Here is a 15,402-nt window from a genome sequence, read left to right as displayed (position 1 = left end):
GTGAAATCAGTGAATATGAATAAAACTAAGGTGCTCATTGTCGATGATTCGTCGGTAATTCGTGGCTTGTTAACAGAGGTTATCAGCTCAGATCCAGAGCTTGAAGTTGTAGGTGAAGCAAAGGATCCATATGTCGCCAGAGAGCAAATAAAAAAGCTTAACCCGGACGTGATAACTTTGGACGTTGAAATGCCTAAAATGGATGGCATCACTTTCTTAAGCAACTTAATGCGCTTGCGCCCGATGCCTGTGATCATGCTGTCAACGCTGACAACGAAAGGCGCAGATATTACGTTAGAAGCATTAGAGCTTGGTGCTGTTGATTTTATTGCAAAGCCAAGTTTTGAGAAGTTACTAGCTAATCGATATGCATTTAAGGATCTGCTACTTGAGAAAATCAAATCAGCCGTAAAAGTTGACCAAAAGAGCTTTCAGTTATCATCAGCGATATCTTCCGTTAAGTCAGATAAACATACAACTTTGTCGTTTGCAGGCTGTAAGCGAGCAAATCATATTGTCGCGATTGGCTCTTCAACAGGCGGTACAGACGCACTTAGACAATTGATTCATCAATTGCCTGTGAATTGTCCGCCAGTAGTCATTGCTCAGCATATCCCGCCAAAATTTAGTGAGCGTTTTGCAACTCGGTTGAACGGCCATGTTGCGGTCACTGTTCAAGAAGCAAGGCACGGTCAGAAATTAAAAGAAGGTAATGTTTACGTTGCTCCAGGTGACAAGCACTTGCAGGTGGTACACAAAAATGGTGCGTTATTTTCTGTGTTAGATGATTCTGAACCTGTTAACCGCCATAAGCCATCTGTTGATGTATTATTTGATTCGCTAGAGCCAATAGCTGCTAATGTCCAAGCTGTCTTGCTGACGGGTATGGGGCAAGATGGCGCTGCGGCGATGGCGAGGCTGAAAAACCATGGTGCTCGTACCATGATCCAAAACAAAGCCACTAGCTTGATATGGGGAATGCCTGGAGCCGCTTACGCGTTAAATGCCCATACTAGCGAGCATGCGTTACAAGACATCGCCCAAGAAGTTCTTGCCTATGCAGCATTAACTCGCGAAGAAATGAAAGGGGCTCTCAATGCTTAACAACCAGAATATGCAACTTAAGCTACTAATTGCCTTGTGTTTAGTCGCGATTATTAATCAAATTGCACTGCAACTTCCTTGGCTAACAACAATTTTACTGGTACTAGTGACTGGCTTAGTTATCAATTTATTGAGAGCAGAAAACTTACTAAAGACTGGCAGCGACCAAGTAGCAGATACTCAGCCAAGCAATACGACAGATACCTGTGATGTTAGCTTGCTTAAAGAAAGTGTCGAGCAAATGTCTGCACTGATTGATCAAGAAGTAAGTGTTATAGAGCAGGAACATCAGCGAGTAACGGGTTTAGTTCGTGACGCGATTAGCGGAATTTCATACAGCTTTAAAAGTCTGCAATCGCTGAGCCAAGAGCAGCAACAAATGATCAGTGAAGTGATTGAAACCAATCAAAATATTGGTGATGAAGGCGGAACAACACTGGCTTCGTTTGTTGAAGACTCAAATCAAACACTCGAAGACTTTGTAAGTGTTATTATCAATACGAGTAAGCAGAGTTTAGAAACCATGTCATATACCGATGAAATGGTTAAAAAAATTGGTGGTATATTTGGTTTACTAGAGCAAGTTGAAAATCTAGCGAGCCAAACAAACTTACTCGCGTTGAATGCGGCAATTGAAGCAGCTCGCGCTGGTGAAGCTGGTCGAGGCTTTGCGGTCGTTGCTAACGAAGTTCGTGCACTTTCGGTCAACTCAACCGAGTTAAACAACGATATTCGCGCTGAAATTTCAGGTGCGCAAGAAACCATTGAAAAATTGCGTAGTTCTGTAGAAGTAATGGCGTCAGCAGACATGACCTCAACGCTGCAAGCGAAAGATAATGTCAGTGTCATGATGGAGCATGTTGGACATGTCAACGAACAAACTAACACGATTGTTGAACGCTTAGCGACGATATCTGCACAGATCGATGAGACGGCGGTAACCGGCGTTCGTTCTTTGCAATTTGAAGATATGACCTATCAAACTATTGATTCTTTAACGTTTAATTTGAATAATTTAGCTAAGCTTAAGCAGGTACTGGCTGGAATTTCTACGCTGGAAGATATGAGCCACCAATTAAACGAAGTTAAGAAGTTTTGTGCCGACGCTGTTACAGCGAGTAAGCAAGCTAACCAAGCAAGAACAGTGTCTCAATCGTCAATGGACGAAGGCGATGTCGAATTATTTTAATGAGGAGAGTTGTAAATGTCAGTCAAGAAACATGTAAGTTCAAACCTAAAAGAAATCACCATAGGAATTGATGACAGATTTGATTTTTCATTGCACCAGCTGTTTCGTGACAGCTACATTGGCGAAGTCGCTCAAGGTGCGGTATTTACCCTAGACTTATCAAGAACATCGTATATGGATAGCTCGGCATTAGGTATGATTTTACTACTGAAAGACCATGCAGAGAAACTGTCAGGTTCGGTTATTATTAAACAGCCTAATGAGTCTGTCGCAAAAATTTTGGAGATTGCTCAGTTTCACCGTTTGCTAAAAATCGAGAATTAAGCATATGGCCAGCCCGCAGGAACGTCATTACAAATTGGCATTGGTGGTTGATGATTCAGTCATGCAATGTAAAGTGCTTGGTGTACTTTTAAAAGAAGAAGGCTATCGCGTGTTTACCGCTAACGACGGTGCGCGCGGTGTAGATATGTATATCAAATATCAGCCGGATCTTGTGTTGATGGATATCAACATGCCCGTGATGAACGGTTACGAGGCCGCACGGAAAATAAAGTCATTGTCAAAAAATACCTTGGCACCGTTGATCTTTATTACCAGTATGGATACTGACCAAGCATTTATTGAAAGTATTGAAGCGGGCGGCGACGGGATATTAGTTCGACCTTTTTCACCGGAAGTATTCAAAGCCAAAATCAAATCAATTCAACGTATTAGCGATCTGTATGCGCAGGTTAAGTCACTACAGCAGGCGCAACAACAAGACGCAGAACTAGCTGAGCAGTTGATGTCTGGCGTAATTGAATCGCGTAACTTTGCCCTTGACCGAATTGATATTCTAAAAAAACCTGCTGAGTTATTCAGTGGTGATATTCAATTAACGGCACAATGCCCAAATGGCGACGTGAATGTATTATTAGGGGACTTCACTGGGCATGGTTTGCGCTCGTCTATTGGCGCAATACCGTTAGCTGAAACGTTTCGAGTGATGACTAAAAAGGGCTTTAGTCTCTTTGAGATTATCGTTCAAATGAACAATCAGCTATACGATTTACTGCCATCAGATCTGTTCTTAGCCGCAGGCTTTGTCAGTATTTCAAGTAGTGATGCAACGGCTTATGTCTTTAATGCAGGCTTACCTGATACGTATGTATACGATCAGCTAGGTGAAATTAAGCATAAAATCGTGTCCACGCATCCACCTCTGGGGGTCATTCAATCGCTATTGCCTGGCAGTAAGCTCGATGTGGTATCAGTAGCCCCAACCGACAGCGTACTTTTATTAAGTGATGGTATTATCGAGGCGGGTAATCATGGCGGTGAAATGTATGGTATCGAGCGTTTTGAGCAGGCGGCAAAGCTAGGTGTTACCAATCAAACACTCGGTGAAACTGTACTTTACGATGTTGAACAATTCTGTCAGGGGGCACTGCAAGAAGATGATATCTCACTAATCAGTGTGCCTTGCGGTGATTGGGTAAAACCTGTCGCAGTTAATTTGCCACCAGCCGCCAAACCTGCACCATATGGTACCTTTGTTGAGCTACCTGAATCTGGGGCTTTGTGGCAGTGGAATATTATTCTATCAGGGGAAAAGCTCGCGAAAGTAAACCCTATACCTATTGCGATGAGCTTTATTCAAGAAGTCGAAGGTGGTGGGGAACAATGGCAAAACCTATTCACTATTTTAACTGAATTGTTTGTTAATGCATTGGACCATGGCGTATTGGGACTCGATTCATCTTTGAAAAAAGAGGCTGAAGGTTTTGCGCTGTATTTTCATGAGCGGGAAAAAAGATTACAACAACTAACTGATGGCACAGTTGAATTATCGTTAAGCTATTACCAACTTGCTGGCTCAGGGCGAATGGACATTGTAATTAAAGACAGCGGCAAGGGGTTTGACCACAAAGCATTTCTAGAGAAAATTTCGACTGAGCAAGAAGTTGAAATGGCGTTAAGTGGCCGCGGAATTATCCTAGTGAGCCAACTTTGTGATCAATTAGACTATCGCAAAGGCGGGAGCGAAGTGACGGCAAGTTACCTACTTTCATAATAATTAGCGTTAATAGCACAATTTTATTACATATTATCCAGACAGGAATGCTGCGAATGTAAACCGTTTTTGAGCCTGTTGTTTGGGCTCTTATTTGGCAATTACATTTGTCAAAAATTAAGGACTATTGAATGACAGAATCAAAAAAGACAGTACTGATCATCGATGATGACAACCAGTATTTAGAGTTGTTGGCAGAATGCCTTGAAACAGTGTTTACCGTTGAAGTTGCTGATAGCTTAAACTTAGGGGAAGCTAAAATTGAACAACATGGCAAATTTGATATTGCTTTGGTTGATGAATACATAGGCCAAGAAATTGGCTCTGCATGGATAAAAAAATGTGTTGATAGACAATACGGGGCTGAGTCATTTGTGCTTTATTCTGGGCTTGCTACTGAAGAAGCAATTCTAAAAGGTTTAGAATGTGGCGCTGATGACTTTTTAGCAAAACCTATCTCGCTAATTACGCTTAGTCAAAAGCTCGAAAAACTGATTAATTATCAAGACAAAATTCATGACTTTGAAAGTGAGTTAATGTCTAAAGATCGGGTCATTAATGTCTCGATGGCGCAAGCATCTAAATACGGTGCTTGTATGCAGCTTACCTCTCGTTTAAACCAATGTTTTAGCTTTGAAGAAATTCGCGATCAAGTCTTTTCATTTTTTTACAGCATGAATTTGCATGGCTGTATTGCCTTTTATCCTCTGCAAGAAAAACCATTGTTTTACAGTTCTAAAAATGGCCTATGCTCGCCTGTAGAAATCGGTGTAATGGAGCTACTTAAAGTAAAACCGCGTCTATATCGCTTTGGTACACGAACGATTTTTAATCATCCGCTAGTCTCAATTTTGGTACTGAATTTAGAGGAAGGCGCAATCGATACTGATATTTATATCGATGCATTGGCTTCGGTTATCGAATGTATCGGTGCGCGTATGGCATTTATCACCTATAAAAATTCGTTGGTTGAAGTACAAGAGCAGATTCAACAAGCCGTGGTGAAAACAAAGAAAATGATCGAAATTTCAAAGCATCATCAACAAGAAGTGATGAATGAAATTGTCCAGAATATGGGCATGAGTTTTCATGTGTTAGATATGAATGAAGATCAAGAAATTTATCTAACTGACTTAGTGCACAAAGCATTGAAAAAACATACCCAGGATGATGTTAACTTTTTAGAAGTTACACAGTTATTGGATCAAGCTCTTGGCAGTGTTGATAGCCTGAAGTCGCTTAACCAGCAGCAAGCAGTAGTAGAAGATTTTGATGACGATGATGAGCTATTTTGATGGCTGAAAGCATCTCATTAACAGAACTGCCAGTTGCGGTTGTAGAGCTTGATAGTGATGGAGATATCACGGCAGCTAACCCTGCATTGGTTAGTTTAGTTGGTCTAAACCCAGAACAAATAGTGGGTAAGCCCTTAGCCACGATATTAAAGGATTACCCCTTTCATTCTGTAAAACGTGCGCTAGATAATGGGATAGGCAACGGGTTAGAGCAAACCCCAAAAATCAGTCAAGCCAAATCAGCAGAGCAAACTGGATCTCACAAGCAACACCAATCGCTGTGGTTACTCGAGGCGGCAAACTCAAGTTTGTCTTATGTCACTGTTAAAGAGCATCAAGCTGGCGATAAACTATGGCTGTTTGTTGTACCCAATATAGCTCATCCAAAAGAAGTGAGTGAACCGCTTAAGGAAGACACTAGAACGACACTAGAAGCGCTTGATGAAACCTACTGGGAGTGGGACATCGCATCAGATCTAGTGTACTTTTCACCAGAATTGATTGCCATGCTTGGCTATAAACGCCAAGCGCTTTCAGTACCAAGTAGTTTTTGGCAAAGGCATATTAATGAGCAGCAATGGCAAAACATGTTGCAACAAGTCGATCTATTACTTAAAGACCAACAAACAAGTTTTAATACAACCTATCAAGTTACTACCACTAACAATCAGGTGTTATGGGTGAATGCCACGGCAAGGCTAAAACGTGATAGCGACGGCATACCGGAACGGATGTATGGTGCAGTGCGCAACGTGACGGAAACCAAGTCACTTATACAACAATTGCGCAAGCAAAATAACTACCTTTCACTGGCAGAAAAAATCAGTAATTCAGGGCATTGGCGTTATGATGTTGTTGAACAAAAAATGTTCTGGTCAACTGAGCTATATCGAATATATGGCACTGAGCCGCATGCATTTCGACCGAACCTAGAGAATGAACTTGTGTTCCATTCGAAAGCTGAACGAGAACAAATTCGCAATGCTTTTATGCGCAGTATTGAGTGTGCGCAAAGTCTCCATCATAAATCCACCATATTACAAGCAAGTGGTAAGAAAGCGAAAATCGAAACTATAGGTGAAGTGGAAGTTGATTCAGATGGTAAGGTCGTTGCACTATTTGGTATTAGTCGAGACATTACTCGCAGTGAAGCGGTATTTGAAAAACTTAAGCTACTCGCGCTCGTTAATTACACCATTAAAGTGCCAATCTTCTTTATTGATGAAGATGACAACGTGGTATACCAAGATATTTCGCCGCAGCAAGGCGGCAGTAATACGGCTTTGTTTGACTATGTAAATTTTAGCATTAGTGAATACATGTCGCTTAAAAAAACCGCTAATCAGTATGGCCAACTCAAGCGAACTCACATTAGCTTTGACGATTATAATAATGTTTTTGATTTATCAGTCACTTATGAAGCCGATAAAGGTGTTTACATTTGGATTGTCGAAAATGTTACTGACAAATTCAGAAAAGAACAGCAACAGGCAATTAGCAGTCGTTTAGCCTTACTTGGCAATACTTTTGGCAGTGTTTCGCATGATATTAACAACGTGTTAGGTGTTGCCCTTGGCGCGATTGAAATGCTTGAGCTTAAGTTTTCGCAAGGTGAGCAAAATATCTCTCGGTACATTGAGCGTGTTAAGAATGCAATAGATAAGGGAAAAAGTGTTACCGAGCGCTTGTTGGCATTTACTAAAAAGCCGATGGTTAAAGTGGTTAAATTTGATCCACTAAAAGACATACTTGATAACCAATACTTGTTTAGACAAGTTTTAGTCGCCAATATCGAGCTTGAAATTAATTTACCAGACACCCAAGCCTCCATAAACTTTCCGCAAGGAGAGTTTATTAACATTCTGCTTAACCTCGTGATTAACGCACAAGATGCGATTAAGGAGCAGGAAAAAGCACTCGCCCAGAATGAAGGTGGGAAAATTCAGTTAACCGCATACTGCAATGCCAAAGGCAGTTTAGAAATACATGTCAAAGATAGCGGCATTGGCATTGTCTCGGAAAACCTTACTAAAATATTTGATCCGTTTTATTCAAGTAAGTCAGTCAGTAAAGGTCATGGTATCGGCTTGGCGAATGTCTATAGCACTATGTATAAACACAATGCGCAAATAAGAGTCTATGGCAAGTCAGAACTCGGTGGTGCGCATTTTGTGCTTGAGTTTCCGTGTAATTGTGTTGAAAAAGCTAATGTTGATAGGTCGGGTGACAAAGCCATTGACTCATCAAGCAGTCAACTTGGCGGGGTTAACCGCCAGCGTATTTTAATTCTTGATGATGAAGCGAGTATTGCTGAATTTGTAGCGCTGTTTTTAGAGAGCATTGGTGCAGAAACCGTACATGTCAGTAATAAAGCAGACTTGCTAGAAGCTATTGATCTTAAAGGGCCCTTTGATGTTTTTATGACAGATATGATCTTGCCTGACACTTCTGGACGTGAAGCCACAGCATTGGTGCAGCAACGTTATCCGAGGGCGAAAATATGTTCAATGAGTGGCTATATAGATAACGACGATAAGAGTTGGCCATATCCAGTGTTACGTAAGCCTTTCAACTCTGCTGAGCTATCTCAATTTTTTAGCAATTTGAATACTACCATGTAAAATTGAAAGATAAGCTCAAAGGAAGTAACGAGATGATAACAAACAATGGGAAAACACTCAGGCAGCGAAAGTTTTGGCGATCGCTAAAGTTCAAAGTACCGTTGATTAGTTTTGTTATTGCTTTATTTGTTGCTACCGTAATGAGCTTAACATCATATTTTGAAAGTGGAAAAATCCTCAAACAACATGCAGAGCAAGATTTAGCAGAAAACGCAGAATTTGTTGCTGCTATGGTCAAACGCTATTTCAGCGTAAACTTTGAAGATGCCGTTGCAATCAGTGATGCTCACTTAGTTGAACAACTTGTTGATGACAATACAGTAGCAAATTATGGCATTAGTTTAGCTGATCAGCAGCGTCAGTTTAATGCTGCCTTTGCGTCTTTATTATCTGCAAAACCTAAGTTCGTTACTATTTCGTTGTTATCTAGTAAAGGCCAGATGATAGCGGCTCAATATACCGTTGCCGAAAATGTGCAACGACAAATCATCAAATACGCTATTAACCGCAACAGCACCGAAAGAGCAACAAAAGATACCTACTTTCAGCAAATTGAAATAGCTGACGCAAAGCAGTCGTTAATGGTCTCGGTTAATCCCATGTACCAAGGTGAGCGGCAGGTAGCGAGTCTAATTATTGCCTTTAACCTGGCATCACTTGATGAGCTACTAACAACGTTTCATAAAGTAGGCGAACATATATATATTGCTGATAGTGAGGCGAATCTCGTTTACCAAAGCGAGCAAAATACAGATAGCGGAATCTTAGATAACAAATGGCAAGAGCGCCTAAATTCGCTCGCAATCTACAATGCCGCTGCCAATAGCGCACCTCAAACCCAAATCTCAATTAGCCGTGCTGAAGAAGTTGAAGAGCTGCAATCCATGCAGCTAAGTACAACAAAGCAAATTGTATTTAAAGAGTATGATCAGCCACTGCAGCTTAACCTGTTTTTTTACCACGACGGTCATCGACTTTCCGCTGAATTTGGCAAATTAGAAGAGCGCGTATTTTTGCTGGGTGTGCTACTAGCGCTGATAGCTTTTGCACTATCTGTGCTTGGTTCGAGACGGGTTATTGAACCGCTGACAAATATGATCACCAGTATCGGCCAATATGAAAGCAAAGGGGAAGTCTTACCTTTGCCTACCACTAAAAGAGACGAAACAGGGCTATTGGCGCGTAGTTTTGATCGCTTGCTTCGACATGTAGAGCAGCAAAAAGAGTCAATGAATGATACTTTAGTTGAATCTCAAGAAACGTCAGCCAAGCTCCAGTCTATTCTTAACTCGATAACTGATGCGGTGGTGAACTTTGATGAAAATGCCAATATCGTTGCCTTTAACCGATCTGCTGAGCGCATGTTTGGTTATCGCGCAGCTGATATGATTGGTAAACACCTTAGTGAATTGTTACCGCACGATACGGCTACGAAATTTGATCTAATTGCGGCTGAATTTAGTGATGTGAGCTCAAGTTGCCGCTCAATGTCTGGCAAAGAGTTGCCCGCGATGCGAAAAGATGGTGAAGTTTTTCCTGTGCTTTTAGTTGTTTCGCAAGTTGCAATCGACCAAGGCGTTATGTATACCGGCTTAATCCGCGACAATACTTATTACAAATTACTTGAATCTGAGCGAAAATCAGCATTACTTGACGCTAATGAGCTTGCTTGGCGGCTAGATTTTGCTTTGTCAGCCCCACAAATCGGTGTTTGGGAATATAACCGCCTTACGGGCCGTGTATCGTGGGATGAACGCATGTATAGCTTGTACGGTTATAAGCAAGATGATGGTGTTCTACCCGAGCAAATTTGGCTCAAAGCAGTGCACCCAAAAGATCGACAAATAGTCGATAATGCAATTGAGCAATCATTCTCCACAGGCCAAGATTTTAACCTAACGTTTCGTATTAATATGCCAAACGGCCAGGTTAATTATATCGAGTCGCATGCTAAAACGATTGTCGAGCAGCAAGCAGACACTACCCGCTTAGTAGGCACTAACCGCAATGTCACTGAGCAACGTTTATTACACGACTTGAAGCAGCAAGCGCTTGATATGGCACAAGAATCATTGCGCTCCAAATCGGAATTTCTTGCCAGTATGAGCCATGAAATTCGAACGCCCATGAATGGCGTAATGGGCATGCTCGGCTTATTAGAGCAAAGCGACTTATCTGCAAAACAACGCCATTACGTGCAGCTTGCCAACGCTAGTGCCTTTTCTTTACTGAATTTGATCAATGACATACTAGACTTTTCGAAAGTCGAAGCAGGGAAGTTAGAGCTTGAGATTCTAGACTTTGATTTGCGCTCACATCTTGGTGATATTGCCGAATCTATGGCGTTAAAGGCACAGGATAAAGGTGTAGAAATTATTTTAGATGTCAGCCAAATAAGCTTATCTATGGTTAAGGGGGACCCAACTCGCTTGATGCAGATAATTACTAACTTAGTCGGTAATGCAATCAAATTTACCGAGCGAGGTGAAGTGGTTATCCGTGCGAAATTGTCGCCAGCATTAGTTGATGAGCAAGAAGTGTTGAAATTTGAATGCCAAGTTATTGATACTGGAATTGGCATTGCAGAGGATAAATTAGAAAAACTATTTGACTCTTTTACACAGGTTGATGCCAGTACTACCCGCCGTTATGGTGGCACGGGCCTTGGTTTGGCAATCGTCAAGAAACTGTGTCTGTTAATGCAGGGTAGTGTAAGTGTAGAGAGCTCGTTAGGTGTTGGTAGTAAGTTTACCTTTGATTTGATTATGCAACGCAGTGAGCAAACGCCGGTGGCGATTCCCGATATTAGCTTTTCGGGTCATCACGTCTTAGTGATTGATGAAAATGCGACCAATCGTAGTGTGCTTGCAGAGCAGTTATCTGTTTGGGGTGCATCAGTTGTCACTGCTGACAGCGGAGAATCAGCGTTAGCGACCATTGCTAAGCGGCCTTCTGGTTATTTTGAAGTGGCAATTTTAGATCGACAGTTATCCGATATTGACGGCGTGACGCTTGGGCAACGTATAAAATCTGCCACAAACGCTAAGCACATAAAATTGATAATGATGACCTCTATGAGTGAGCGAGGCGATGCCAATTATTTTGCTGAGCTGGGCTATAGTGCCTATTTTCCTAAACCAGCAACCATTAGTGATTTACGCAATGCTATGGCGGTTGTGCTTAGTAAAGGGGCTGATAGCGACCCCGATGGTTCGCCCATTTTAACACATTACAATGTTCACCCCAGCGCCTCGCCGTCTGCACAAGATATGTCGTTTAAATCGATGCGTATTTTGCTCGTAGAAGACAATCGAATTAATCAGGCAGTTGTTCAAGGTATTCTTGGTAATGGCGGTGGGCGAGCGGATATTGCTAACCATGGTAGGGAAGCACTGGAGCAATTAGCTCAATCTCCCTCAAATGCTGCTTACGATATTGTCTTGATGGATTGCCAGATGCCTGAAATGGACGGCTACCAAACGACGCAAGCTATTCGACAAGGAAAAGTGGGTAGCTTTTATAAGGATATACCGATCATTGCGATGACTGCCAACGCGATGAAAGGGGACAGGGAAAAGTGCTTAGCCGCTGGTATGAATGATTACCTCTCAAAGCCTGTAGATGCAGAAAAGCTTGGTGAAACACTATGTCACTGGGTTAAAAAGTCAAACAACTACAACCAGAAGGTTGAAATAGTAGCGAATGTAGAGCAAGCGAGCATAACAGATGAAGAGCCAAGCGAATTGAAATTAGCACCTCTTTGGGATAAGCAAGCCTTGTTTAAGCGCGTGAGAAATAATGAACAGTTGGTGCGTAATTTAGTAGAGTTGTATATAAATGAAGTGCCAGAACTTTTTGAACAGCTAATTGAAGCGCTCGCGCAAAGCAACATGACTGAAATTTTGGCTTTTGCCCACAAGCTTAAAGGCTCTTCAAATAACTTAGGGGGCATACAGCTAGCTGATATTGCGCTCCAATTAGAGCATGCAGCAAAAGCGGAAAATATTGAACAGTTAAAAGAGCTCACCCAGGCATTGGATAAGACATATGTTGCGTTTATCGAGCATCTTAGATCGTTTTTATCACAGCCAATTGAGGCATAAAAACGCACAATTTTATGACCAAGTAGAGCGGTGGAGTACTTTTTACTCGCCTATTTGCTAAACTTATCTATGATTTTTAACGTGTTAAGTTAAGTTAAGTTTAGGTCTTATACGAATATACTTTATTCGCTATTATTAGCAGCGAATGGCATTGATTAAGGACTAATTATGTACACAATTTTGGCAGCAGATGATGCCAAAGACACGCTAATGCTACTGGAATTTGATCTGCAAGCTGAAGGCTATCAAGTGTTGAAAGCCGAAGATGGCGAAAGCGCATTAGCGGCAATTAATAACAATAACGTTGATATTCTACTGCTTGATTTGTATATGCCAGGTATGTCAGGCATTGAGACGTTAAAACAGCTCAAAGCCACTCCTGAACAGGCGAATATACCGGTAATTATGCTGTCTGCGTCTGATGACGAAGACAAAATTGTTGAAGCGCTTGAACTAGGTGCTCACGATTATGTTACTAAACCTTATATCGCGAAAGTTCTGCTCGCGCGAATCCGCAATGCCATAAGACTACGAGAGAAAACACTAACGCTAGAAAATCTAGCCAAAACAGACTTTCTTACCAAACTCAATAATAAAGGAAGCTTCGAACAACTGAGTTTAAAAGCCATCAATCAGGGCTCACGTGCAATGAATAACATGGCAGTAGCTATGATAGACATTGATCATTTCAAAGCCGTTAACGACAATTATGGTCATGAAGCGGGTGATATCGTGTTAAAGCAGTTTGCTCAGTTACTTGCTCAAACCTTCAGAGACTACGACATTGTTGGCCGCGTAGGTGGCGAAGAATTCGCGGTTTGTATGCCAGAGGTTAATCAGCACGACGCTGTTAATGCTTGTGAACGTTTTCGAAAAGCTGTAGAGCAAACGCCGATGGAGCTTGGGAACGAACAAATTTTTGTTACGACCAGTATTGGTGTCGCTTGTGCTCAACATATTGAAGTAGGGTATGACTTTAATCAGATGATGCAGGCTGCCGATAAATTTCTTTACGACGCCAAACAACTTTCCCGAAATGTGACGTTAAGTCATCCACCTGAAGGGCAAGAAGAAATTGTTCAGCAAACCCCTGCGCAAACTACGACTGTTAATGAAAACCACGAGAAGGGCTTTGTCGGTATAGATTATCAAGTTGGTCTAAGCAATGTGCTTGGTGATGATGACTTATTCAAAGAGATACTGAAAATGTTCTTCGATGACCACCATCAAGATGGCGTTAAAATTCAGCAGGCAATAGATACAGATGACCAGGCGAGTATGAAACATTTAGTACACACCCTCAAAGGGGTTGCATGTTCAGTTGGCGCCATGCAGTTATTTGAGCGAGCTAAGCAACTAGATTTTGCTGTTAATGATGGCGATAAGGAAAGTTATCAAGGCTTGTTTGACAATGTTTCGTTTGAATTAAATCGGGTAATTACAGGTATTAAAACAGAGCTAAATATTGTCTAAGTAGAGACAAAGCATTTATATACAATAAAAAAACCAGCTCGCTGCTGGTTTTTTATACTTGCTATCCTATCAATGCATGGTGTCAATCTATGGTCAGCTCAATGTCGCTAGTGGGCACACAGCAGCAAGGAAGAATCTCTCCTTCACTAATAAAAGCCAGCGGTTCACCTTGAGGATATCGAATTTGCCCTTTATCAAGTTTGACACGGCAAGCACCACAAAATCCATCTCGACAATGGTAATGCACTTCGATGTTAGCCTCCTCTAAACATACCAGCAAATCTGGCTGTTTATCTGTGAATATAACCTCCTGGCCATTGGCGATTACCTTGTGTGAACTATCGTTTGTATCACTTTCGGTCATTTTATAAAACGATAGTCCTGTAGAATTTTAGTATCATCGAGTTTTTTAAAGATCTAAAGGTCAAACTCTTCGAAATCATCTTCCGCGACAGCAGCGTCTACTTGACCAACTAAATAGCTCGAAATTTCAGACTCTTGCGGTGCTACTTGTACGTTATCACTCACCAAATAGGCGTTCATCCATGGTAGTGGGTTGCTTTTCACGTTAAATGGCGATTCTAAGCCGATAGCGCCCATACGCTGATGACTAATGTATTCAATGTACTGGTTTAGTATCTGAGCGTTCAAGCCGATCATTGAGCCATCTTTGAATAGGTACTCTGCCCATTCTTTTTCTTGCTCAACGACATCAAGGAAAATTTGACGGCCTTCTTCTTTAAGCTCATCAGCGATTTCTTTCATTTCAGGACAATCTTTACCAGACATCCAGTTGTTAAGAATATGTTGAGTTCCGGTTAAGTGTAATGCTTCATCACGGGCAATCAACTTGATGATTTTTGCATTACCTTCTAGTAACTCACGTTCAGCAAATGCAAAAGAACAGGCAAAACTGACATAAAAACGAATGGCTTCTAACGCATTGACCGAGCAAATAGCAAGGAACAAGCGCTCTTTCAATTTACGCGTGCTCACTTCAACCATTTCGCCTTCAACTTCGTACGTGCCTTCGCCTTGTGATTGAAGTAATTGCGTTGTCAAAATCACGTCATCAAAGTATTTAGCGATACTGCTTGCACGATTTAAAATCGCTGGGTTGACCACAATATCGTCAAATACTTCACCAGGCTCAGTAAATAGGTTACGCAAAATATGGGTGTATGAGCGAGAGTGGATGGTCTCACTAAATGCCCAAGTTTCTATCCAAGTTTCTAGTTCTGGCAATGAAACTAGCGGTAGTAATACAGCATTAACTGAACGCGCTGCCATACTATCGAGTAAGGTTTGATACTTTAGATTTGAAATGAAAATATGCTTTTCAGAAGGTGTTAAGCCTTGCCAATCGGCACGGTCTTTTGAAACGTCAACTTCCTCTGGACGCCAGAAGAAGGAAAGTTGCTTTTCGATTAGCTTTTCAAAAGCCATGTACTTTTGTTGGTCGTAACGAGCAACGTTAACACTATTACCCAAAAACATCGGTTCAAGCAGGGCGTTTGTTGGGGTTTGATTAAAAGTTGTGTAAGTCATTAATAACTCCAAA

Annotated in this window: 10 protein-coding genes; 8 read left to right on the top strand and 2 right to left on the bottom strand. The window is 41.5% G+C overall.

The window, feature by feature from the left end; all coding sequences use genetic code 11:
• Positions 1–15 precede the first annotated feature (15 nt).
• The 8 genes from DXX94_RS03050 (at position 16) to DXX94_RS03015 (ending at position 13,841) form a co-directional block, all read left to right on the top strand.
• Positions 16–1,104 carry a protein-glutamate methylesterase/protein-glutamine glutaminase gene (locus DXX94_RS03050; protein ID WP_116013773.1) on the top strand — a complete coding sequence of 363 codons (1,089 nt, stop codon included), beginning with the start codon at positions 16–18 and terminating at the stop codon, positions 1,102–1,104.
• Complete coding sequence (locus DXX94_RS03045; RefSeq protein ID WP_116013772.1) at positions 1,097–2,293, top strand: methyl-accepting chemotaxis protein; 1,197 nt, start codon at positions 1,097–1,099, stop codon at positions 2,291–2,293. Before DXX94_RS03050 ends, DXX94_RS03045 begins: the two co-directional genes overlap by 8 nt.
• Positions 2,294–2,308: 15 nt before the next feature.
• On the top strand, positions 2,309–2,617 hold the full coding sequence (locus DXX94_RS03040) for an STAS domain-containing protein (RefSeq protein ID WP_116013770.1): 309 nt from the start codon (positions 2,309–2,311) through the stop codon (positions 2,615–2,617).
• A gap of 4 nt (positions 2,618–2,621) precedes the next feature.
• On the top strand, positions 2,622–4,349 hold the full coding sequence (locus DXX94_RS03035) for an ATP-binding SpoIIE family protein phosphatase (protein ID WP_116013769.1): 1,728 nt from the start codon (positions 2,622–2,624) through the stop codon (positions 4,347–4,349).
• Positions 4,350–4,480: 131 nt separating this feature from the next.
• Positions 4,481–5,644, top strand: a complete 1,164-nt coding sequence (locus DXX94_RS03030; RefSeq protein ID WP_116013767.1) for a response regulator — start codon at positions 4,481–4,483, stop codon at positions 5,642–5,644.
• A complete protein-coding gene (locus DXX94_RS03025) occupies positions 5,644–8,265 on the top strand; it encodes a hybrid sensor histidine kinase/response regulator (protein WP_116013766.1) in 2,622 nt (873 codons plus the stop codon). Before DXX94_RS03030 ends, DXX94_RS03025 begins: the two co-directional genes overlap by 1 nt.
• A 32-nt stretch (positions 8,266–8,297) precedes the next feature.
• A complete protein-coding gene (locus DXX94_RS03020; RefSeq protein ID WP_116013764.1) occupies positions 8,298–12,368 on the top strand; it encodes a response regulator in 4,071 nt (1,356 codons plus the stop codon).
• A 168-nt stretch (positions 12,369–12,536) separates the two neighbouring features.
• Complete coding sequence (locus tag DXX94_RS03015) at positions 12,537–13,841, top strand: diguanylate cyclase (protein WP_116013763.1); 1,305 nt, start codon at positions 12,537–12,539, stop codon at positions 13,839–13,841.
• 82 nt (positions 13,842–13,923) lie between these two features.
• Here the strand turns inward: DXX94_RS03015 and yfaE are convergent, their stop codons facing one another.
• Together yfaE and nrdB are read right to left on the bottom strand one after the other, a co-directional pair.
• Entirely contained in the window at positions 13,924–14,205 is a 282-nt protein-coding gene (yfaE, locus tag DXX94_RS03010) for a class I ribonucleotide reductase maintenance protein YfaE (RefSeq protein ID WP_116013761.1), read from the bottom strand.
• A gap of 53 nt (positions 14,206–14,258) precedes the next feature.
• The gene (nrdB, locus tag DXX94_RS03005; protein WP_116013760.1) at positions 14,259–15,389 is read right to left on the bottom strand and encodes a class Ia ribonucleoside-diphosphate reductase subunit beta; all 1,131 of its coding nucleotides are present in this window, start codon (positions 15,387–15,389) and stop codon (positions 14,259–14,261) included.
• Positions 15,390–15,402 lie beyond the last annotated feature (13 nt).

Origin of the sequence: Thalassotalea euphylliae, from assembly GCF_003390375.1 — a bacterium.
Classification (GTDB): Bacteria; Pseudomonadota; Gammaproteobacteria; order Enterobacterales; family Alteromonadaceae; genus Thalassotalea_F; species Thalassotalea_F euphylliae_A.
The sequence above is the reverse complement of the archived record's forward strand: the minus strand, read 5'-3'. Positions and strand labels throughout refer to the sequence as shown.